This is a genomic window from Paenibacillus sp. FSL M7-1414 (assembly GCF_038003195.1).
In the GTDB taxonomy this organism is placed as follows: Bacteria; Bacillota; Bacilli; order Paenibacillales; family Paenibacillaceae; genus Paenibacillus; species Paenibacillus amylolyticus.
This window is the reverse complement of record NZ_JBBOOS010000001.1, coordinates 1,231,722-1,252,620: the sequence shown is the minus strand read 5'-3', so window position 1 is coordinate 1,252,620 and position 20,899 is coordinate 1,231,722. Positions and strand designations below refer to the sequence as shown.

At 48.0% G+C, this 20,899-nt stretch carries 17 protein-coding genes; 4 read left to right on the top strand and 13 right to left on the bottom strand.

From position 1 onward, the window contains the following. Positions 1-23: 23 nt before the first annotated feature. The 11 genes from MHH92_RS05585 to MHH92_RS05535 all read right to left on the bottom strand — a co-directional run bounded on the left by MHH92_RS05585 (position 24) and on the right by MHH92_RS05535 (position 11,938). Entirely contained in the window at positions 24-635 is a 612-nt protein-coding gene (locus tag MHH92_RS05585; RefSeq protein WP_340902527.1) for an ABC transporter ATP-binding protein, read from the bottom strand. Beyond that, positions 625-1,581, bottom strand: a complete 957-nt coding sequence (locus MHH92_RS05580) for an ABC transporter ATP-binding protein (protein WP_340902525.1) — start codon at positions 1,579-1,581, stop codon at positions 625-627. The genes MHH92_RS05585 and MHH92_RS05580 overlap by 11 nt, the downstream gene beginning before the upstream one ends. 2 nt (positions 1,582-1,583) lie before the next feature. Continuing rightward, positions 1,584-2,585: an ABC transporter permease gene (locus MHH92_RS05575; RefSeq protein WP_340902523.1), complete on the bottom strand. Its 1,002-nt coding sequence runs from the start codon at positions 2,583-2,585 to the stop codon at positions 1,584-1,586. Beyond that, the gene (locus MHH92_RS05570) at positions 2,582-3,577 is read right to left on the bottom strand and encodes an ABC transporter permease (RefSeq protein ID WP_340902522.1); all 996 of its coding nucleotides are present in this window, start codon (positions 3,575-3,577) and stop codon (positions 2,582-2,584) included. Before MHH92_RS05570 ends, MHH92_RS05575 begins: the two co-directional genes overlap by 4 nt. A 42-nt stretch (positions 3,578-3,619) precedes the next feature. Then, positions 3,620-5,278, bottom strand: a complete 1,659-nt coding sequence (locus tag MHH92_RS05565; RefSeq protein ID WP_340902519.1) for an ABC transporter substrate-binding protein — start codon at positions 5,276-5,278, stop codon at positions 3,620-3,622. A gap of 285 nt (positions 5,279-5,563) precedes the next feature. Beyond that, on the bottom strand, positions 5,564-6,103 hold the full coding sequence (nikR, locus tag MHH92_RS05560; RefSeq protein WP_340902517.1) for a nickel-responsive transcriptional regulator NikR: 540 nt from the start codon (positions 6,101-6,103) through the stop codon (positions 5,564-5,566). Between the two features lie 52 nt (positions 6,104-6,155). Next, complete coding sequence (locus MHH92_RS05555) at positions 6,156-7,181, bottom strand: alpha/beta hydrolase (protein ID WP_340902515.1); 1,026 nt, start codon at positions 7,179-7,181, stop codon at positions 6,156-6,158. An 80-nt stretch (positions 7,182-7,261) separates the two neighbouring features. Further along, positions 7,262-8,365 (bottom strand): hypothetical protein, encoded by a 1,104-nt coding sequence (locus MHH92_RS05550; RefSeq protein ID WP_340902514.1) that lies wholly within the window; start codon positions 8,363-8,365, stop codon positions 7,262-7,264. Positions 8,366-8,651: 286 nt separating this feature from the next. After that, a complete protein-coding gene (locus tag MHH92_RS05545; protein ID WP_340902512.1) occupies positions 8,652-10,679 on the bottom strand; it encodes a hypothetical protein in 2,028 nt (675 codons plus the stop codon). After that, positions 10,654-11,556, bottom strand: a complete 903-nt coding sequence (locus MHH92_RS05540; RefSeq protein WP_340400749.1) for an ABC transporter ATP-binding protein — start codon at positions 11,554-11,556, stop codon at positions 10,654-10,656. Before MHH92_RS05540 ends, MHH92_RS05545 begins: the two co-directional genes overlap by 26 nt. Beyond that, positions 11,549-11,938 carry a GntR family transcriptional regulator gene (locus MHH92_RS05535; RefSeq protein WP_036606399.1) on the bottom strand — a complete coding sequence of 130 codons (390 nt, stop codon included), beginning with the start codon at positions 11,936-11,938 and terminating at the stop codon, positions 11,549-11,551. Before MHH92_RS05535 ends, MHH92_RS05540 begins: the two co-directional genes overlap by 8 nt. Before the next feature lie 1,269 nt (positions 11,939-13,207). Between MHH92_RS05535 and MHH92_RS05530 the strand changes: the two genes are divergently transcribed. Next, positions 13,208-14,113, top strand: coding sequence for a futalosine hydrolase (locus tag MHH92_RS05530; RefSeq protein ID WP_445744662.1), 906 nt, complete (start codon positions 13,208-13,210; stop codon positions 14,111-14,113). Next, a complete protein-coding gene (locus tag MHH92_RS05525) occupies positions 14,110-14,952 on the top strand; it encodes a 1,4-dihydroxy-6-naphthoate synthase (RefSeq protein WP_340902505.1) in 843 nt (280 codons plus the stop codon). The genes MHH92_RS05530 and MHH92_RS05525 overlap by 4 nt, the downstream gene beginning before the upstream one ends. A 910-nt stretch (positions 14,953-15,862) precedes the next feature. Here the strand turns inward: MHH92_RS05525 and MHH92_RS05520 are convergent. Both MHH92_RS05520 and MHH92_RS05515 read right to left on the bottom strand, forming a co-directional pair. After that, positions 15,863-16,486, bottom strand: coding sequence for a pyroglutamyl-peptidase I (locus MHH92_RS05520; protein ID WP_340902503.1), 624 nt, complete (start codon positions 16,484-16,486; stop codon positions 15,863-15,865). Between the two features lie 21 nt (positions 16,487-16,507). Continuing rightward, positions 16,508-17,509: a Gfo/Idh/MocA family protein gene (locus tag MHH92_RS05515; RefSeq protein ID WP_340902502.1), complete on the bottom strand. Its 1,002-nt coding sequence runs from the start codon at positions 17,507-17,509 to the stop codon at positions 16,508-16,510. Positions 17,510-17,995: 486 nt separating this feature from the next. Between MHH92_RS05515 and MHH92_RS05510 the strand changes: the two genes are divergently transcribed. Together MHH92_RS05510 and MHH92_RS05505 are read left to right on the top strand one after the other, a co-directional pair. Continuing rightward, on the top strand, positions 17,996-19,726 hold the full coding sequence (locus MHH92_RS05510; RefSeq protein WP_340902499.1) for an AraC family transcriptional regulator: 1,731 nt from the start codon (positions 17,996-17,998) through the stop codon (positions 19,724-19,726). Between the two features lie 99 nt (positions 19,727-19,825). Next, positions 19,826-20,899 carry a FecCD family ABC transporter permease gene (locus MHH92_RS05505; protein WP_340902497.1) on the top strand — a complete coding sequence of 358 codons (1,074 nt, stop codon included), beginning with the start codon at positions 19,826-19,828 and terminating at the stop codon, positions 20,897-20,899.

The window sequence follows — 20,899 nt, the reverse complement described above, 5'->3', positions numbered from 1 at the left end:
TATTTATTCGAACATAATTAAAATTACAGTGACATCGATATCGGCATCGGTGTAATTCTGTCGCACAACCTGTTCAACAAATCTCGATCATGGCTTATGATCAGTAATCCCAGATCACGCTGGCGAGCCACTTCCATCACGGTATGCCAGATCTGTGCCTGAGTAATCGCATCCAGCATCGTTGTCATCTCATCTGCGATCACGTAACGTGTCGCTGTACCAAGCGCCCGTGCCACACAGAAACGTTGCAGTTCTCCACCGGATAATTCACTCGGCCTGCGGTCCAACCAGGTCTGCTGAATACCCAATGCTTCGAGCAACTGTTCATCCTGCACAGACGCCTCTTGCAGCACGCGGCCCATTCGCCAGCGTGGATTCACAGCTTTCTCCGGATGCTGGAACACCAGCTGAACCGGACATACTCCTGTACGTGGGAGTGGTTTCCCATCCAAAAGTACTTGTCCTGCCACAGGTTCGGCATATCCTGCAAGGATGCGACCAAGGCTTGTTTTGCCACACCCACTTGGTCCCCACAAGCCAACCACTTCTCCCTGTTGCACCTGCATGTTCATCTGTTGGAATACCCATGATTTCGGATCATAACGGTAACTCACGTCCCGTGCTTCAAGTGACATGGAAACACCTCACTTCTCCGCCCCGTACCTTACGAAGCTCTGGACGTTCACCGATACATACAGCGGTTGCTGCACTACATCGGGGAGCAAATGAACATCCTGTCGTGATCTCTTGACCTGCCAACGGTTGGGAGCCCGGAAGTGGCTGAAATCCGTTCTGCGGCAACGCATTCCAGAGCGCTTTAGTATATGGATGACGCAGACGTTCTCCCGTTCCCGTAAAATCATCTACCTGCGCCGTCTCTACATTGGTCCCCGCATAAAATACAGCGATGCGATCGGCAGCCGTCAGGGCTGTCGTAACATCATGAGTAATCCACAGAATGCCTACACCTTCATTAGCAAGTTCGCGAAATTGCCTCATCGTCTCGGCCAACACTTCCGGATGGATGCCTGGTGTCGGCTCATCTGCAATGATCAGCTTCGGCTGACCGGAGGTCGCTGTCGCCATCAACACCCGCCTTGCCATACCTCCAGACAACTCAAACGGGTATTTCCCGGCTGTTCCTTGAGGAAGATGATAACGATCCGTCAGCTCCTGCTCCGTCTTTTTCATATGGGATCGAGCTATGAAGCGGCTCTTCCGTCCCAAATCCAGGGTTACCGGCTGAACTTGTCTTCCCACCTTCATCAGCGGGTCCAAATAACTGACGGATTGTGGAATCAACACCAGTTCGTCTCCACGCAGATGAAGCTGCCGCTCTGGGGTTAAAGGCTCGCTATTATAGCTAATACGTCCCTCTAACCTGGCATTGGCAGGCAGAATGCCCATGATAGCCTGCGCCAGCACACTTTTACCCGATCCACTTGCGCCTACAACAGCCACGATCTCGCCCTCGTTTATGGAAAGATCCAGATTCTGAATGACATACGTCTGTTCATGCCCAAACCAACCACGAGCGCGCCGAAATGACACCGACGCTCCCTCAATATCAAGAAGAGCCATATTTACCTCACCTCCCTTGGACTACCTGTACCCGTCAATGTCTTCAGACTGTTGCCCAATACATCAAACGCACGAACAACCAGCAACAATGCCAGTCCGGGGAAAAAGGCGAGCCACCACATACCAGCAGATAAATATCTCATCGACTCTGACAAAATAATTCCAATTGCCGGTTGTTGCGGGGACAACCCCAGCCCCAGAAACGTAATGGCTGCCTCATGCAGAATCGCATGGGGAAAGATTAGCAATATGCCCACGAACAGCTGCGGGACCAGATGTGGCAGCATATGTTGCATCGCAACCTGTAACCTCGATTGGCCCAACTTGTGTGAAACCTGAATGTATTCTGCGGATTTCAGTTGAATCATCTCCGCTCTTACAATCCGGGCCAGATTCGGCCAATGCGTCAGCGCAATCGCTGCCGCCACTCCTACCAGACCTCCACCGAATACAAAGGCCAGCATAACTAGCGATACCAAATGAGGTACACTCAGGAACAGGTCGATAATCCATGAGATTACCCGGTCAGTAGCCTTGCTTGAAGCGGCAGCCAAACCCAATAGCAGTGCGATCAATCCGCCACCACATGCAGCAAGCAATCCCACTTGAATGCTGGTTGCCAATCCTTTTAACGTACGCATGAACATATCTCTTCCGAGCCAATCTGTGCCAAATGGATGCGCCCAGGTTGGAGCCAAATTCCGATCCATTAGTGAAGTCAGCGTAGAACCAGCCGGAAGCAACCTGCCCGTCAACCACACAACGGCAATCCAGATCACCGCGAGGCTTCCCCAGATCACCGCTCTTTGCCGAGGGTTGCGGAAATTTTGGTCTCTGGCAGCCGTATAATCTTTTCTCGATGGGCGTGATGTTCCTGTTCCATTCCCAGCTTGTAGAGACCCGGTATTAATGTTGTACCGTACCTCTTGATTCGCAGTTTTCACTTTCTGTATTTTGGCTGTTTCTGTCGTCTGCTCGGAGGAGCGTTCTACCGTCTGCTTCATGACATCAGCTCCTCCTTCATCCGTGGATCAATCAAGCGATACAGAATGTCGGCAACCATATTACCTGTAAAAACAAAAATTGCACTGCACATCACAAGTCCAAGCAGCAGTGGAACATCTCCACGCAACCCCGCCTGAACCGTTGCCTGACCAAGGCCGGGGTATGAAAATACCTGTTCTGCAAGCACAGCCCCACCAAACAGTTCACTGAACGAAGCAAACTGCAGCGTGATGGCTGGCAAAACAACATGTCTGAACCCATGTCGACGGAACAGCTGAAATCCACGCTCACCTCGCGCTCTCGCAAACAGAATATAATCTGACTCGAGCACATCTGTGAGCTTCTGCCGGGTATGCAAAGCAATAGAGGCTACCCCGGTCAGGCTGAGAGTCAACGCTGGCAAAATCATATGAATAACCCGATCTCCCCATGTAACCTGATCAGCTGACATCCCGGCGGGTACTCCAAGCCCAACCGGAAGCCATCCAAGCCACACACCAAATACCATCAGCAACAACAGCGCAATCCAGAATACTGGCGTGGAAGCCAGCGTATAACAATACCAACAGATCAGGCGATCCAGCTTCGAATCCCGTCTCATGGCGGCAACTACACCAAGAGTGAAACCAATGATGCCGGATAATATCCAAGCTACAGCCATAAGTGCGACAGAATTTATGAATCGTTCCTGGATAATATCCGCTACAGGCTGTCTGTAGATCATTGATGTCCCCAGATCTCCCTGAATCAGCGTTTGTCCCCAGGTTAGTAATCGTTCCACGGGAGATCCATTCAATCCCCAACGTTCTTCGATTAAACTGCGCTGTTCGGCGCTTACCCTGATCATGTCTCCACCAATGTAGGCTTCGATCGGATCAACAGGAGAGAATTGCATTAATATAAAAGACAACACACTGACTCCAACCAATAGAGATACAAGTCGCAACATTTTAAAACCAACAAATCTGGCCCATCCATTCCTGCCTGTCATCCAATCTCTCCCCAATTCAGGCTAAAGCTACCGGTACGTTTCCTACTTTGTACTGTTATCCCAGGACCATTCCTCCAGATTGGTTGTCACCGGCCAGCCGTGACCATGAGGATGGATCTGCTGCTCACCAATGTTCAGTCCATTCGTAACCAGATACAGATGATCTATATTTACGAGCCATGCCCATGGCGCATCACCCTGATAACTGAAACCTGTTGTTCCATCCCATTCCGCTTTCTGCCAGAACGGCAATGCCTCTTCTTCACTTGTTGCCTTAAGGGCTTTGTCCATCCAAGAATCCACGACAGGATTACTATACAGCCCCACATTGTAATACCCTTCTCCTTTGTGAGTACTGCTATAGAGGTTATAGGTTTCCAAAGGGTCATGACTGCCCCAACCAAATAATACAGCGTTGGAGTAAGCCATCTTTTTTGTCTCTTCACGGCTTTTGCCTTCAACATTGATTTTGATTCCCGCCTGGGCTACCATATCCGCAGCAGCCAGTGCCAGAGATTGTCTTGTTAAATCACCTGCAAAATAAAGCAGACTGAACTCAGCCTTAACGCCGTTTTTCTCGACGATACCATCACCATCCGCATCCACCCAGCCACCAGACGCTAGAATGCGCTTCGCTTCTTCTAGATTGGCATCTGTAAATACAGCTTCTGCATTGCTCCAAGGCAGATCATCACTGACGGAATACGCTGGACGACCGTACCCTTCCAGTACACCCTCAACCAAAGCCTTACGATCAATCACAACATTCACCGCTTGGCGAATCGCCAGATCAGATGTCACATCATTCCCTGCGGGAAGACCATCGCCCGACTTGGCACCAGCAGGTTGCATGGGGAACATGATGCCCCGGTTATCTACGGTTTTCACGGCCTCTAATGTCATGCCATTCACCTGTTGTTTGCTAAACGCTGCCGGGATAGCAGCGATATCCACCGTACCTGCCTGCGCAGCGGCGTAGGCTGCATCTTCATCCAGATAGAGGAAGGTGAGTTTGTGGAATGCAGATTTGTTACCATAATATTCTTCATTCGCTTCCACGATGGCCTGTTGTCCTTTGTCCCACTGAACCAGCTTGTACGGTCCCGAACCGACAGGATGTTCTGCATAATCAGCCCCATAGGCGTGTTCAGGCACAATGCCAAGTGTCGTCAGCAGACTGATGAATGTAGACTGCGGCGACTTCAGTGTAAATACGACCGTGCTATCATCAGGTGCCTTCACATCAGCCATATTCGTCAAATCAATCACAGACCCACTCTTGGCAGCTGTTTCAAACGTAAATTTTACATCCTCAGCCGTCAGGGGTTCCCCATCAGAGAATTTTACATCGTTCCGGAGTGTAACCGTCCAGGTCAGCCCATCTTCACTAACTGAGTATGCCGTAGCCAGATCGTTAACCAGTTGTAACTTGGCATCCCGCTTCAGCAAGGTACTCTGGAAAAGTGGTGACCCATATTGCCCCCATCCGGTTGTTGGATCAAACCCACCTTCCGGCTCGGTGCCAACCGCCAGCACCAATTCGTCTTTGGTTGACGTTGGAACTGACTGTCCATTCTCTGCTGATGAAGCTGTTGGCGCTGTGCTCTGTGCACAACCAGATAAACCAATGGAACATACAAGCAAAATGCCTAATCCTGTTCTACCTTTTCGTTTTCCCCATCTCCATGAAAATCTGCCCATTCTGGTCGTTCCCCCTCTAAATATGTGCTGCACTCACTTGTTTCGTGTTACTTATTAGAGAAATTGTAGCACAAAAACTAAAAATCATGTCAATAAAGTTGACTTCATAATCCATATTTTTTCATATTTTAGAATTAATAATTAAAAAGTTATATAATCGAGCATTTGTAGCGCTCTATAAAGTCAGGTATTATAACAAACAACAAAAAAACAGACGCATTCGGCTTCTAACCAATGGTCTGTTTTTTTAAGTTCGCTTTATTTTTAATCAAACTCGTATTTGTCTTACTCCGTAGAGCGATGATAATGATGGCTGTGACCATGCTGACCTGCACTTTGATTGTAATCCAGACTTTGATTCAGATTGCCATCCTGACCGCTACTCTGAGCATGAGCCAGTTTATTAAGTTCATCCACATAAGTCACAGACAGCTCCGCATACAATACCCCTTTTTGTACCTGGATCTGTTGATGCAAATGACGCAATCGTCCCAGGTTACCCCGTACGGCAATAACCTCCAGGCACTGGTCATGGTTCAGGTGCACGTGCATATTGGAAATGATGTCATGATGCGCCTCGTGCTGGAGCTCCATCAAACGAATGGGAAGATCACTGATATGGTGATCGTAGACCATCACAATGGTGCCTGCCACATCCTGGTCGGATTGTAATGCAGAAGGTTGAAGTAATGTTTTACGAACAAGATCACGGAAAGCCTCAGATCGGTTTTTGTATCCCTGTTCCTCAATATACTGGTCAAACTGCTCAATTAGAGGTGTAGGAAACGCCACCCCGAACCGGGTCAAATCTTCTTTATCTGCCATACTTCTCCTCCTGCGCCCTCATTTGCTTCGAGTGTACCACAGACTTGTCTGCTCATCGACTATACTGTTGCATGAATCGTACTGCCGAATGTATCGCCTGTTGTCCAGCGTCACTCTCCAGATTAAATTGATAATCATGTCCCAGCTTCTCTGATGAGTTTGAAAAAAACAAGGTTTCCACCTCAACATCAAGGCGCTTCAATACTTGTGCCAGCTCAATCGATTGACTGGTCAACGGGTCATCATTGCCTGAGGTAATAAATGCAGGTGGATACTCTGTTGTGGCCTGAAGCACGGTCGACATTTCATGCAGACGTGGATAGTCTTCAAATGTTTTGACTCCCGTATATGACCAGAGAAATGTCCGTATGAGTGGAAAGCCTGTATTGGCTACCGTGCTTAGATTGTATGGACCACAGAATAGAAGAACCCCACGCAACTCTTCCGGCTGGGCGGCAGGCGTTATATTCATCAGCTTGGCGAGAGATGGATTGGTCACCACTGCCGCAGTCTGACTTGCAATCTGGGCACCTGCCGAATTGCCTGCGAGAAATATGTTTTCCGGGTCACCGTGATACTCACTGACATGGTTCTTCACGTAAGTCAAAGCCTGATTCGTCTGGATCACGGGAATGGGATATTTCGTATCCGGTGCGAGCGCATAATTCATACTGACCACAACGTAACCCTGTTTGGCTAATTGTACGGCATAATCTGCGATATCCTTTTTGTCACCCAAGACCCATCCACCACCATGAACCCACAACACAACAGGCAAAGGTTCCGATGTTACGGAAGGATAATAGATATCCAGCGTACTGTCATTACGCCCTTCGTCTGCATAGGGTACATCCGCAACACGAGTTATCCCATCCGAGAGCATAGTGTCCTTGCTATTTGTGTCTGTATTAGTAGTTTCAATTAATGATTTTAATAAAAATACCGTTATTTTGGGTGTCCATTGTGTACCAATCCCAATAAAACCTATAATCAAAATTAGTACAACGCTGGGTATCCAGTAACGTTTACGTTTAGAACCTTTGGCCCCCGTACGTTTCGTTTCCAACTTGGACTGCAATAGCTCCACCTCGTTCCATCATCATCGAAGCGTCTTTACATCTAAAGTTGTGTACGTTGCACAGAGGACCGGGTTTCCTCTTATTTGGGTCTCTTGGCGGTTTCCTGTCTGACTTTCACATATGTAGTGGACACTTTTTGCTCCAGTGTGTAGATATTTTGTTTCGAGCCTGCCCACTTCTCTGCTGCAGAAGCTAAGGCGTTTAATGAACTGAGTACACGTGACGTTTGGCTTTGCTTTGTACTCTGTTTGAACTGTTGTAGGGCGTTGGAATATCGTTCTTTTGCCAGACTTGCCTGTTTTTTAGCCGTTTGAATCTGTTTCTTCGCGGAGTCGGCCCCTGCTAGCATAGCTCGTAAACGTTTTATTTCAGCGCTCTTCCGTTTACGTGCTTCAGCAAGTTCCTTTTTCTTGATCCGGATGTCTTCTCTGGCAAGCTTCACAACGGGTCTCAACGTCTCTGCCTGTGTGCGGATCGTTGCACTCCATTCCTTATTTTTGATGGCTTTGGCTGCATCCAACTGTCGATTGACTGAACTATAGAGGGCGAATAGCGGTTCATATCGGGCCTGTGTTTGCTTTACCTTTTCAGCTAGAGCTGCGACCTTCCCATCATCGGTTTGTCTTATTTCTACACGTAATCGCTCCAATTCCGCGGTATTGGCGGCATGAAGTGTCTTTATTTTTTGTTCCCAAACCTGCTCTTGAGCCTTCCAGTTCCCCACTTTCTCGTACGCTTGCTTCAACGTTAACTTGGTTTGTGCATCAGCTTTGTTCAAAACAGAATCCCATGCTTTTTGCGCGGTTACGCCAAGATCTATGCCCGCAGCCTCCACTGAAGAAGCAAAATAGATCGTGCCTGCGCTGAAAAGAATTACAAGCCCTATAAGCAGGCGTGATCCAAAAATAAGATGAGCGAATGATGGCAATTGACGACGCCGGACGTTACTTTGTTCCATCATGTGACTATATATACCTGCTATTGGAGAAGGGAATAGAATGTCACTCGTCTCCATTAAAGCTATTTCTTCTGTAGATATATCTTCGATATGCTGTCGCCCCTTCTTCTCTTCTACTAAACCGTGATGTTCTATGAAGTTATGAGAGCTTGATCGTTCCAATAGGGAACAACATGCCATGGCCTCCTGTTCATTTATCGTTTCCTTCCATGCTTCTGTTTGCATGCGTCTCTACACCCTTTCTTCTAAAATATTTAGCAGAATAGCCAACGAAATCGGCGAACGACAAAAAAGCACCCGCAAGTCAGGCATTTGCCTGCTCTTACGGGTGCTTCCCTCATAAGCCGTTCCATATGAGATTCGATTGAACGAGTCGCTCGAACCTTTCCTTTTTCTAATATATTCCATTCACTGTGTCTGGTCAAGTAAATCTGGTTTCACTGGTTGAATAAAACTTTCGATCAACGGGAGAACCCTTCCCGCTTATAGTTAACAACTGATACAACTCAGCTTATTGATTGACCAAAATAGCTTTCATTTCCTCGGTCAGATCCTCTTCTTTCAGCATCATATAGATGTTCTCGCCACGAATTACATTCAACTTGATCTGATAAATGGTATCTTTCTCTGTTAGATAACTAGACCGTTGACGTTTGAGCAAATCACTAATAATTTCTTTGTTTTTAGTCGCTATCTGTTTGTTAGCACTTAGACTCCCATCGATATATTCTGGCTGCGGAGCAGTCCACTGAAGCGAACCCGGACTGTTAATCTCCTGCTTCGCAAACTGAGCGGAGACAATCTCATCTGCCTGGACAAGTAACTGGTCGTATAACTTGTTCTCCTTCAGCCAAGCCAATACCCGATCATAGCTAGGTTTGATCTCAAAATTCCACATCTCCCTCGGTTGAAATGGATCTTTCGAAGTAGAGTCCTGATTCATCTCCGCGTAAGCAAACGACTGCCACGGGGAGCGCTGTTCTTCATAGGTCTGATCAAAAATGTCCTGTTTCAACAATGCTTTGAACTCACGGACTTGCTCCGGATTGCTAATATAAACCTTCCGGTATGAACTTATGGCAGAACGGATGCCGAAACTTAACGCATCTTCATCCAGCTTATACGTTTCAAAGGCGACTCTTTTGTAATCCTGGGACTGTTTCAGAGCCTTTAATTCCTGATGGAATTCGGCTTCTGGAATGTAGTATTTACGTTTCATCACTTTGCCGTTATCCAGCTTGTAGTTAATTAATATAGACTCATCATTACGCATACCTGTATTAATCGGATCATCCAGTAAAGGAAGATCGGAATCCACAATTTTTTGATGAAGAGCGATAACTGCCCCCATGTATTCCGGATCATTAGAATAGAGGTGAGCATCGTCCTTTTTCTGAGTGACACCGTTACTGTAGGTATAACTCTCCCCACCAAGTTTGATGCTGTTCACCTTGCTCATTTCAGGCACTCGAGCGGCGTATCCATTCCAGTCGGCAATAGGTACGTACAGTATCAGACCAGCGATGATACCATATAGAATCAGCTTGGGTAGCAGCCTGCTGCTCCAGATCAGCCATGTTTTGCGAATAATCATCTCCGCAACGATATAACCTACAATTCCTCCGAGGATATATCCGAAGATTCCCCATCCAGCTGATCCTCTTGGAGCAATCATTGTAAAGTAACCTCCGCCAATCAGAACCAATGTAAACATCAATCCAAAGCGGAATATAGGTTTTATAAGCTTAAACGTAACTGCTTGAGTAGCAGATTCAACCTGTCTCTTCGCATAAAGTACATAGGTTAGAGGAATAAACAGGATTGCAAATATAGCATAGATAATTAACTCCTGACGGATTACAGGGAGGTTACTGATCGAACCCACACGCAGGACAAGTGAGAGTTTCTCCGCATTAAAGCCCACTTCTTCAAAAGCATAACCGAGCAAATAATGCTGGAGATGAAGTGACATAATGAACCATACGACAACAGGTAACAAGACGAGTGCGTACACGGTGAGTCCCTGCAATACAGATTGACCAATACACATGCCCACCGCCACAGTTAGCATGAACATAAACAGCGAGTAGATACTCATGCTCAAGCCCCACATCCAGATTGTACTGCCATCAAACAGAAACGCAGGTTGATCCAGTACCGCCCATACCCAGCCGGTAATCGCAGTTGTAATCCAGATTGGAATCAGGATCATGGCATATCCGGTCAACAGATTCACCGTTAATAGATGTTTACGACGTAACGGCAAACTATGGAACAGATCCGAAGGTGCACCAGACTGAATATACCGAAAAAGAAAAATACCAGCTGCTACGGGCAGTGTGATAGCGAACAGAATCTGCACTTCACCATTGGCCTGAAACAAACTTATAATCTGCTGTGGCACATCCCTGTACTCGGTAGCGATATATAACGGAAGTGAGAACAACAATGTGATGAGATATAAAATGCCTATCCATCCATGCTGTCTGAAATTTTGGATCAGGATGCCCCGGTTACAGAACAATCGGTTGAATATCATATCCTGCGTCCTCCATTTCATAGATAAAGATTTCTTCGAGCGTCAAAGGCAGTACATCCAGCAGATATGGATCATGTACACGGAATTGATCCGTTACCTGTTGTCGGTTGCCTTTGACAATGTACAGGGATACACTTCCCCGTTTCTCTTCATGCAAAATATCAATCTGCTCATCCATGGCTTTGGCATGGTCCGGGTGGCGGAAAGCGACCTGGATTTTATGCGTATCCGCCTTCAGATCATCGAGATCTTTCTCTACAATAATTCGGCCTTTGTGCATAATCGCCACATGGTCACACAGATCTTCAATCTCACGCAAGTTGTGCGATGAGATGACAATGGTTACTTGACGCTCAGCCGCTTCCTGGAACAGCAAGTTTTTGATCTGCTGGCGCATGACCGGGTCGAGGCCGTCAATCGGCTCATCCATCAGCAGCACTTCAGGCATACAGCTAAGTCCCAGCCATACGGCTGCCTGACGGCGCATGCCTTTGGACATACGATGCAGCTTACGTTTTACATCCAGTTTGAATACGGTGGCCAGTTGCTTGAACCGCTCCTCATTCCAGCGCGGGTAGACAGAACGATAAAATGCAGCCATTTGAGTAATTGAAGATTGCGGGAAAAAGTATGGCGAATCGGCCATAAAAATTGTGCGGCCTTTGAGATCCATATTTTCATAAATTTCAGTATCTTCGATACGAACAGTCCCGCTGTCCTGACGGTAAATGCCAGCCATCATTTTGAGCAGCGATGTCTTGCCTGCCCCGTTGGAACCGAGCAAACCATAGATCGACCCCTTATGTATGTGCATCGTTACGCCATCCACAGCCTTTTCCTGTTCAAATGCTTTGACGACTTGATTCAGCTCAATCATGAGGCTCCTCCTTCTCTATACGGGCCATCGCTTCCTCAAACAAAAGCGTCATATCCGCTTTGGTCAAACCGGAATACGAAGCTTCTGCAATCAACTTAACCAGAGACTCTCTGATCTCATCTCTCATGGCTTCATTCGGATGTTCCACTGACGATGATACGAAGCTCCCTTTTCCCTGCAAAGAATAAATGTAACCTTCACGTTCAAGCTCACGATACGCTTTCTGAATCGTATTTGGATTCACAGTCAGCTGCGTGGATAACGCACGAACGGAAGGAAGCTGCTCGTCGGGCTTTAGAATACCGTATACGATCATTTCTTTGACTTTGTCCACTAGTTGCTCGTAGATCGCCTTACGGCTGCGTACATCTAATTCGAACATCCCGCACCTCCTTTCTGTAAATGTGTGAAATAACCTATGGGTTTTAAATGACTGTATCTGAGGTGTATGTGTAGTTATCTGGGTGTAAAAAGGCGTTACCTAAGCTGTACAGCTGTACGTATTCAACTCTTAGGTGTATTAACTGTACTACTATTATTAATACAGTTAAAACGAATTGTCAACCGTTGACTTTGACTTCTTGTTTTATTGGGAGTACGTTAATAAAGATAGGTTATATGGTTTAAATGACATATATAATTGGGGGAAGCAGGTTCATTCTGGCTTACGACGGGGCTTGATCAGGGTGGCGTTCACATGGGGTGAGGCAAAACGGCTATCTGAAGCGATGTGGCTAGATGTGGCTACTCGAAGTGAGACGGCTACCCGCAACCTTTGCTTGACCGCTTTTGACAGAATTACATGCAAAGGTTGTTCAGGTCTTTCCCCTTCCGTTATGATGGAGATGAAGTGTTCGACAATCACTGCATATTGATTATTTTTTTGCATGTTTAACCTGATAGGTTGGTTGGTTGGTTGGTTGGTTGGTTGGTTGGTTGGTTGGTTGGTTGGTTGGTTGTTCGTTCTGTTATGCGTTAGATTTGTTGTGTCGTGTTGTGTTGTGTTATAGACCTATTTGTCTGCACAAACGGTAGGCCGTACAGTAGGCAGCTAAATCAGAGTTAGCGAGACTATGTTCTTGCTTTAAATTCGGTTTTGCACAAATTGAGCTACTATTCAGTGATCGTGTGTAGACTGGGACCGTTATTCATTTGGCTTGTTGGTCTAAATATCCGAAGGTCTATATATCATTCGCGTTGAATGGGTCGGGCAGACTCCAGCCTTTTCAATCGTTTATCTGTTCGTTTGGAGGGCCAACTCGTGCTGTCCGCACTGAGCATACATATTGTAGATATGTCTTTCAAAGGGTGGACACGGAGATGAGAAAGCACTTCGGAATTGATATTCTACATATAGATCATTTTTAATTTTATATCTGAAAACATCTATATGTAGTGTTTCATATTTCTGGATGGATATAGTATCTTCTTAAAAAAAGTGTCCACTCTTTGAAAGACAAAATTAAGATAAATGTCCTTTTGTAGTGGACAAATATATGCCCGAATTCCATTTATATAAGCTGAACTATACATTTACACGAAAATATAGAAGTAAGTAGTAACCCTAAGAAGTGTAACTAGAAGCTTGCTGTAAGAAAGATACTATGGAGGCATATGTTACACTTCTAATACCTCATAAGGAGAATCCGAGATGAATGAACATAGACAGGATAAAGATCAGAATAATAAACCAAACGCATCATTCGAAAATAGTGGACACCACGGGGATTCAACTGGGGAAATAAACACTTCAGATATAAGTCCGGTAAAAGCAAATTCATCACAACGTGTGTTAATTGTAACCGCGGTTGATGCGGAGAAAGATGCGGTCCTCCGTGGTTTGGGAGATACGGCCGCGGAACGATTTGACGTCATCGCTGCGGGCGTTGGCCCAGCCTCGGCCGCAGCAGGAACAGCCGCTACATTGGCATATGCCGTAGCGGCTGCAAGCACTAGGGCGTTGGCGCAGGGTTCCACTGCGCCAAGCCCATCCGATATGGCACAGGCATCTGCCACATCTTCAAGGCCGGGGCCCCTTGCCGGGACCGGTAGTTCACCAGCCTACATGCTGGTGATCAGTGCCGGCATCGGCGGCGGGTTCCCCGGCCGGGCAGACGTCGGCTCCCTCGTGGTAGCCGACGCCATGGTTGCTGCCGATCTGGGCTCGCAGACGCCAGACGGCTTCCTTAGTGTGGACGAGCTTGGATTCGGCTCGTCCATTGTGGCGGCGGACGCAGAGCTTGCCGCTCGCCTGCGCCATGAGCTGCAGCAGGCTGGGCTCGCTGTCAGCGAAGGCACTGCGGTCACCGTGTCTACGGCGACCGGAACAGCGGAGACGGCCGCGGAGCTATTGCGCCGCGTGCCCGATGCCGCCGCCGAAGGCATGGAAGGCTTTGGCGTGGCAACAGCTGCCCAGCAGTTCGGCGTGCCAGCACTCGAACTGCGGGCCATATCCAACGCGGTCGGTCCACGCGACCGCGACGCTTGGCGCATCAAGGACGCCCTCGATGCGCTCCAGGCCGCAAGTTCCATTTTACGGGAGGTTATTACATCATGAAAATTGCATTTTCCCCTTGTCCAAACGATACATTTATCTTTCACGCGTGGGTGCACGGTTTAATCCCGGGAGCACCTAAGCTGGATGTCCGTTATGCTGATATTGATATTACCAATGGTCTGGCGGCAAATCCCGATGGACCCGACACACCTGAAGTGATGAAAATATCTTATGCAGCACTGCCATACATCCTGTCTGACTATGCTCTGCTTCCAGCTGGAGGCGCACTTGGCAGAGGCTGTGGTCCTTTGGTTCTGACCGCAAATGGCACGACCGATCCAGCATATCTGTCTGGACGACGGGTTGCTGTGCCAAGTGAACGCTCGACAGCATATCTATTATTCCGTCTGTGGGCAGCGCAAAATGTTCCTGGCGGTGTAGGCGAGATTGTTGTTATGCCATTCGACCAGATCATGCCTGCTGTTCGTGACGGCAAGATCGATGCCGGACTTGTCATCCATGAAGCACGCTTCACGTACCAGAACTACGATCTCAAACTGATGACAGATCTCGGGAACTGGTGGGAAAGCGACACAGGCCTACCAATTCCACTTGGGGCGATCATCGCACGTCGCGACATGGATGCTCACGCCCTCGCCGGATGGGCACGCGCCTCCGTTGAATATGCATGGGCGCACCCGGATGAGTCGAGAGCATACGTTATGGAACATGCGCAAGAAATGGACCCTGATGTAGCTGCACAGCATATCGGCCTGTATGTTAACGAGTTCAGCGCCAACCTGGGTGATGATGGTTACGGTGCAATCACTGCACTGCTTGGTCGTGCCATGAAAGAAGGACTCGTTCCCGAGTTCGATCTTGATCTGTTGCGAATCTAACTTTGATTTAATTTGAGTTAGTTTCTCTTCGCTCTATATCTAAAGAACACAGCACATCTTATTTAGCCGAATAACGTGGTATGAGAATTCTAAAGAATCTCAGACACCGTATTCGGCTAGAATTCGTTCATATCGTCGACCAACTCGCTTAATTTCACACAATAACGATCCTACGATTCGTCAGAAATTGGTATGTGCGGATTTTCGGCGAATAGCGTGTGCTCGATTCGTTGAGTCCGTCCCAAAGCGTTCTGAGGAGCAAGCTTCGTAGAAGTCTATTCGGGGTTTTCGTGGATACAAACCACTTAGCTAGCCAGGGTGATGGTGGTGTCCTTGCGTCTTGTTTCTTAAGAGCTTAGTTACTTAGGGTTAGTAAAGGTCGTATTCAGAAGGGCACGAATCGGAGTCTGTCCTTTAACTCCCCCTGTACCTATTTCGCTGAATCTCTACTTTCCAGCAAAAGTTATATAAGCCTTACCGGGTTTCGGGTTTGCGGTTTGCGGTTTGCGGTTTGCGGTTTGCGGTTTGCGGTTTGCGGTTTTAGAGTCTAATTTTTAACTAGGCAAAAAACTTTCATCAAGATTCTTTGCTGCAAACTAGTGACCTCACTAACCATGTTGGACTACACACGAAATAGAAAGAGCTGTCCCCTAACGTCAGACTTATGACGATGGGACAGCCCTTTTTTTCACTTTATATTCAACTTCATATTTATACTCATATCTAACACTCTGCTCAACCCAAGATCGAAGCAGACAAAAACCATGCAACTACACGCTCTCCACTTCATCTTGAACCCTACTGTACTCCATCATCCACCCCACTGCTCTCCCTCTCACAACTGCGGTCTACGAATCTAACCCTCACCTACGTTCTCTTGCAACCGCAGCCGAACGATCGCAACCATCCCCTACGAATCAGCCACAACCGTGCGAATCATGATCCGCAGCGCATCCAGCATCATGGGAATAGGCAGCGAAGGGACGGAAGGCTGCAACACCGCCATCTCTGTGGAGGCAGGAAAGTGTACAAATCCGGCACGGATCGGGAGTTTCCCTACTCGAATGTGATCCAGCACCCGGTACATTGTGTTGTTGCAGATATATGTACCTGCTGTATTGGACACGGCAGCGGGAATACCTGCTGCGGACATGTCATTCACCATGGCACGTATGGGCAACGTGGAGAACAAACCGTCTGGGCTGCCATCTACAATTGGCTCGTCCACAGGACGCTGCCCCTGGTTATCTGCGTAGGAGCCAGGCGGAATGTCTTTGACATTAACGGCAATCCGCTCCGGTGTGATGGACGTTCTGCCCTTGGCCAGCCCACAGGCGATGACCACATCTGGCCGATAGGCTTCCATCTCTGCGATCAGCAGGTCTGCACATTCATCAAAGTGCACCGGCAACAGTACTGTTTTTAGCTCAGCACCCTCGATCACTTCGTTCGCAAGAGCTTCCATTAACGTCCCCGTTGGATTCACCGCATCCCCGCCAAACGGTTCAAACCCGGATATCAGAATCTTCACCATCACATGTCAGCTCCTATCTGTTTACTCCGATTTGTAACGCAAACCCCACTGGCCCCGAATGGTGTCCATCAGCTTCATGATTTCCAGTGATTCGTCCAGTTTAATGGTGTGGCTCTCCGTCCGACCTTCGAGGATACAACGTCCCGCTTCTTCCGCCTCAAAAGCATAACCAATACATGTTCGATCATCCGTGAACTTCTCCGGTTCGTCCTGACCATTCACATGCAGATAGGCTTCTTTACCCGCCAGGAATAAAGGTAGACGAATCTTGCCTTCCGTACCGTATATGACGGCTTCATTGCTGAGGTTCAGACGAATGGCAGCACTCAGTGATGCAGAACGTCCCTCGGAATAGGACAACAACACGGAAAACTGCTCGTCCACACCCGTTTCACCGATATTGGCCGTACTCCAGACATGCTGGGGCTGTTCGCCAAAGATCATCGAAGCAAAGGAGATCGGGTACACCCCTGCATCCAGCAAAGCTCCCCCACCCAGATCCGGATTAAGCAACCTTCCTTCCGGCTCCCAACCAACACGGAATCCAAAGTTTGCCTGGAGCAAACGTACTTCACCGATTCGTCCTTCTGCAATCCATGCTCTGGCTTGAGCGATCGGTGGCAAAAAGCGTGTCCACATCCCTTCCATCAGGAAAAGGTTGCGCTCCCGTGCCGTCTCCACCAGTTGCTCCAACTGACGCGCATTCATCGTAAACGGCTTTTCACAGAGCACCGCCTTGCCCGCCTCCAGACAAGCCAGTACATTCTCCTTATGCACAGGATGAGGTGTTGCCACATAGATAATATCTACCTCAGGGTCTTGCAGCATCTCTTCATAAGAACCGTAAGCGCGTGCAAAACCATATTCAGCTGCAAACTTCTCCGCACTTCCCGCTGTCCGTGAACCTACCGCTGCTTTCTCTGCGTTCCCGGCATGCTCCAAATCCTTTGCAAACTGGGATGCAATCCATCCCGTGCCCATAATGCCCCAGCGTACTTTGTCCCGTCCCACTACTTCTGTCATATTAAAGCCTCCCTACTGCAATTTGAGTTGAAAAGGTTCATGATTCAGATCAGGCCAACATGTTATCCCCTTTATTTTACCAAAAAGAAACGCTTACGTCAGAAAACGATTTCGATTATGTGCTTTCAATAGAATTCAAGCTCATCAGGGCCTCGAACATATCTGTGTACATTTCAATTCTCTAGTAGATTTGCTAAGATTATCAGCAGACTAGGGCCAAGAAGTCTTGTCCCTAAACATACTTGTAACTAGCGACAAACTGGTTAAACTATCGATCACATCTGATAACGGGATCATACCCGTGTGCTATTCATAAACATCTGACTATACTGCAAACGCGCTTTGGACAAGGCAGCCAGTAATCATAACACCATGCGAAACGCATCAATAGACGTTCAAGAAAGACCTTCAGGTCCAAGAAAATATGGTAAGTTCCAGATTCAATCATTACCTAACTGTTCAAAAGAGAGGAGGTCGCATAGCACCATGACTACCATTCCCGGTACCACCCACAGCGGCATGAATCCACACATGTTACATCAGCAGACAAGTCCCAATGCAGAAAAGGAATCCTCAACCCGGGCAGGCCTGGATGCCTTCCTGAATGATACCCTGATTGAACTTCGTCAGGCAGAACATATAATAACCCGTGGGAAATGGCGCTGGTCCACAACTGAGCTAGCTCATCATACCTTCATATACATGCACAAATTCACAGGCCAACTGATCATGAATGAGACCGAATCCCACGTGGTTCGCAAATCAGCTTGTCTGTGCACACCGGGAACTGCAATTGAACTGATCGGAGATGAAGACCATGATATTGAACTGTATATCATTCACTTTGATCTGTATCGGGCTACGGAGAAGACAAAAGCCAGACGAATCTACGAACGTGAGCTCAGTTCACCTGTTACAGGCTGGATTCAGGGCCCATTTTACGGTATACAGCGCATTGCCGCACAGCTTACACAATTAATCAACGAAGGTTTGGAAACAGGCTTGAAAGCACAGCTCCTCCTGACGGAACTGTTACATATGCTCTGGCCTCAAGAAGACCAGACTGACGTAGGGGTTGGGCAGGATGAACCCGAACAGTGGCTCAGGTCCACCCTGCAATACATGCGCGAAAACTATATGCACGAGATCAAGCTGGAAAAGCTGGCTGAACTGGCTGACATGCACCCGTCCTATTACTCGCAGCTATTCAAGAGCCGCATGCAGAAAAATCCGATTGAGTACATCACTCATCTGCGTATGAACCGGGCCAAGGAATTGCTGCTCACTTCCGATCTGCGTATCCGTGATGTGGCTCGTAAAGTGGGTTACCGTGACGAATTTTATTTCAGCCGACGTTTCCGAAACCATGCCGGTTATGCGCCAACTTCCTATTCGAAGCAGGTCCACCGAAATATCGTGTCGCTCTCCTATCCATACACGGACCACCTGATGACACTTGGCATCACGCCATGCGCAGCTCAGATCCAAGGCCATCTTCCTCATATGCCCAAATCGCTGACGCTGCCCTTCCACGCCTATGAACCTTGGGAACAGGGACGTCAGGCTTTCCTGGATGTGAATCCTGAATTGATTCTGACCAAGGACAATGCAGCTGCCAAAGCGATGGAGCATATTGGCGATGTCGCGCCCATCATTACGATTGCCTGGAACCAGACAGACGTCTTTGGTCATCTGCATCAGATTGCATCCATTGTGGATCGTACCCAGGCAGCCACAGATTGGCTGGATCGACATGAACGCAAGGCAGAGCGTGCACGCAAAAAAATCAAGGAATTCGTCGGGGACATCACCGTTGCCGTTGGCACGTTGACTCCTAAAGGTCCACGGATGTATAGCCATCGGAACTTTGGACATGTCTTTTATCGAACCTTGCAATTGGCCGCTCCTCAGCGCATTCAGACCGAACTGGCTGGCAAATCTCCCGGCGTTGGATTCAACTGGCTGCCCTTTACACCAGGAGAATGGGACGGACTTGAGGCAGATGTGCTGGTACTGGCGATTAATTCTATGCATGAAAAGGCAACACTGTTGAAAGAGATGGCTTCGAATCCACTGTGGAACAGCCATCCTGCGGTAAAAAACGGACGTGTACATCTCATCGACTGGAACTCATGGGTCGTATATGCTCCATATTCCATCAACATCCAGCTCGATGAAGCGCTCTCTATGTTGACGAACAAACCTTCACTTTTGTAATCTAAAAAATGTCCATCTCCAGAATCTTAATTTATGCCATGTACGGGCCTGAATTAAGATTCTATAATGATCACTAATTGATAATGATAATCAATAACAATGAAATACGTTGTTGGTACCAAAGGAGTGACCCGTATTCAACATCCGGGACTGCCAAATCGTCCGTCTAATTCAAGAAAATCTGCAGTGACCGTTGGGCTGACGTTTTTGTCTGCCATAGCCATACTGCTGCTAAGTATGTTTGTCGCAATCTCTTTAGGTGCCAAAGGACTAACTCTGGAAACCGTATGGGCTGCCATATTTCAGTACAACCCAGCTTTGACACCACATCAGATTATTCATGAGCTGCGGCTGCCTCGTGTCCTTGCCGCGGTTATTATCGGCGCTGCTTTTGCCGTTGCAGGAGCTTTAATGCAAGGCATTACGCGTAATCCGCTGGCAGACACGGGCATTCTGGGCATCAATGCTGGAGCCACTTTTGTCGTAGCATTGAGCTTTGCCTTTTGGCCCGGACTGCCATACGGCTGGATTATGTTTTTATCATTCGTGGGAGCTGTTCTGGGCACACTGCTTATCTTCCTGCTTGGAATGGCAGCACCTGGTGGTCTGAATTCCATCAGACTGACCGTTGCCGGAGCGGTTATTGCAGCCATGTTAACCTCGCTCAGCACAGGTGTTGCCATTTATTTTGACCTGAGTCAGGATCTGGCCTTCTGGTATGCGGGTGGTTTTGGCGGAATTGAATGGCGGCATCTGAAGTTAATTCTTCCCGTGCTGCTCGTGACGCTGGTGCTGATCATGCCACTCGCCCGGCGTGTATCCCTTATGTCACTCGGTGAAGAAGTGGCGATTAATCTCGGGATCAACTTGCGCTGGACGAGGTTTCTCGCCCTCGCGGCGGTTGTTGTGCTGGCTGGTGTGTCCGTGTCGGCAGTAGGCTCGATTGGATTTGTCGGACTCGTCATCCCTCATATCTCACGCAAACTGGTGGGTGTGGATTATCGACTCATCATTCCGATGTCTTCTCTGCTTGGAGCGATATTACTGGTGCTCGCCGATCTGGGCTCACGCATCGTGAACCCGCCCGAGGAGCTCGCGGTAGGCATTATGGTCGCTTTTGTCGGTGTACCGTTCTTCCTCTATCTGGCCCGTAAAGAAAGGAGGGCCTTGTAG

Excerpts from the sequence above, each read along its gene's own strand:
- MHH92_RS05585 (WP_340902527.1), bottom strand. The coding sequence starts at position 635 with ATGTCACTTGAAGCACGGGACGTGAGTTACCGTTATGATCCGAAATCA.
- MHH92_RS05580 (WP_340902525.1), bottom strand. The coding sequence starts at position 1,581 with ATGGCTCTTCTTGATATTGAGGGAGCGTCGGTGTCATTTCGGCGCGCT.
- MHH92_RS05575 (WP_340902523.1), bottom strand. The coding sequence starts at position 2,585 with ATGAAGCAGACGGTAGAACGCTCCTCCGAGCAGACGACAGAAACAGCC.
- MHH92_RS05570 (WP_340902522.1), bottom strand. The coding sequence starts at position 3,577 with ATGACAGGCAGGAATGGATGGGCCAGATTTGTTGGTTTTAAAATGTTG.
- MHH92_RS05565 (WP_340902519.1), bottom strand. The coding sequence starts at position 5,278 with ATGGGCAGATTTTCATGGAGATGGGGAAAACGAAAAGGTAGAACAGGA.
- nikR (WP_340902517.1), bottom strand. The coding sequence starts at position 6,103 with ATGGCAGATAAAGAAGATTTGACCCGGTTCGGGGTGGCGTTTCCTACA.
- MHH92_RS05550 (WP_340902514.1), bottom strand. The coding sequence starts at position 8,365 with ATGCAAACAGAAGCATGGAAGGAAACGATAAATGAACAGGAGGCCATG.
- MHH92_RS05545 (WP_340902512.1), bottom strand. The coding sequence starts at position 10,679 with ATGATATTCAACCGATTGTTCTGTAACCGGGGCATCCTGATCCAAAAT.
- MHH92_RS05540 (WP_340400749.1), bottom strand. The coding sequence starts at position 11,556 with ATGATTGAGCTGAATCAAGTCGTCAAAGCATTTGAACAGGAAAAGGCT.
- MHH92_RS05535 (WP_036606399.1), bottom strand. The coding sequence starts at position 11,938 with ATGTTCGAATTAGATGTACGCAGCCGTAAGGCGATCTACGAGCAACTA.
- MHH92_RS05530 (WP_445744662.1), top strand. The coding sequence starts at position 13,208 with ATGAATGAACATAGACAGGATAAAGATCAGAATAATAAACCAAACGCA.
- MHH92_RS05525 (WP_340902505.1), top strand. The coding sequence starts at position 14,110 with ATGAAAATTGCATTTTCCCCTTGTCCAAACGATACATTTATCTTTCAC.
- MHH92_RS05520 (WP_340902503.1), bottom strand. The coding sequence starts at position 16,486 with ATGGTGAAGATTCTGATATCCGGGTTTGAACCGTTTGGCGGGGATGCG.
- MHH92_RS05515 (WP_340902502.1), bottom strand. The coding sequence starts at position 17,509 with ATGACAGAAGTAGTGGGACGGGACAAAGTACGCTGGGGCATTATGGGC.
- MHH92_RS05510 (WP_340902499.1), top strand. The coding sequence starts at position 17,996 with ATGACTACCATTCCCGGTACCACCCACAGCGGCATGAATCCACACATG.
- MHH92_RS05505 (WP_340902497.1), top strand. The coding sequence starts at position 19,826 with ATGAAATACGTTGTTGGTACCAAAGGAGTGACCCGTATTCAACATCCG.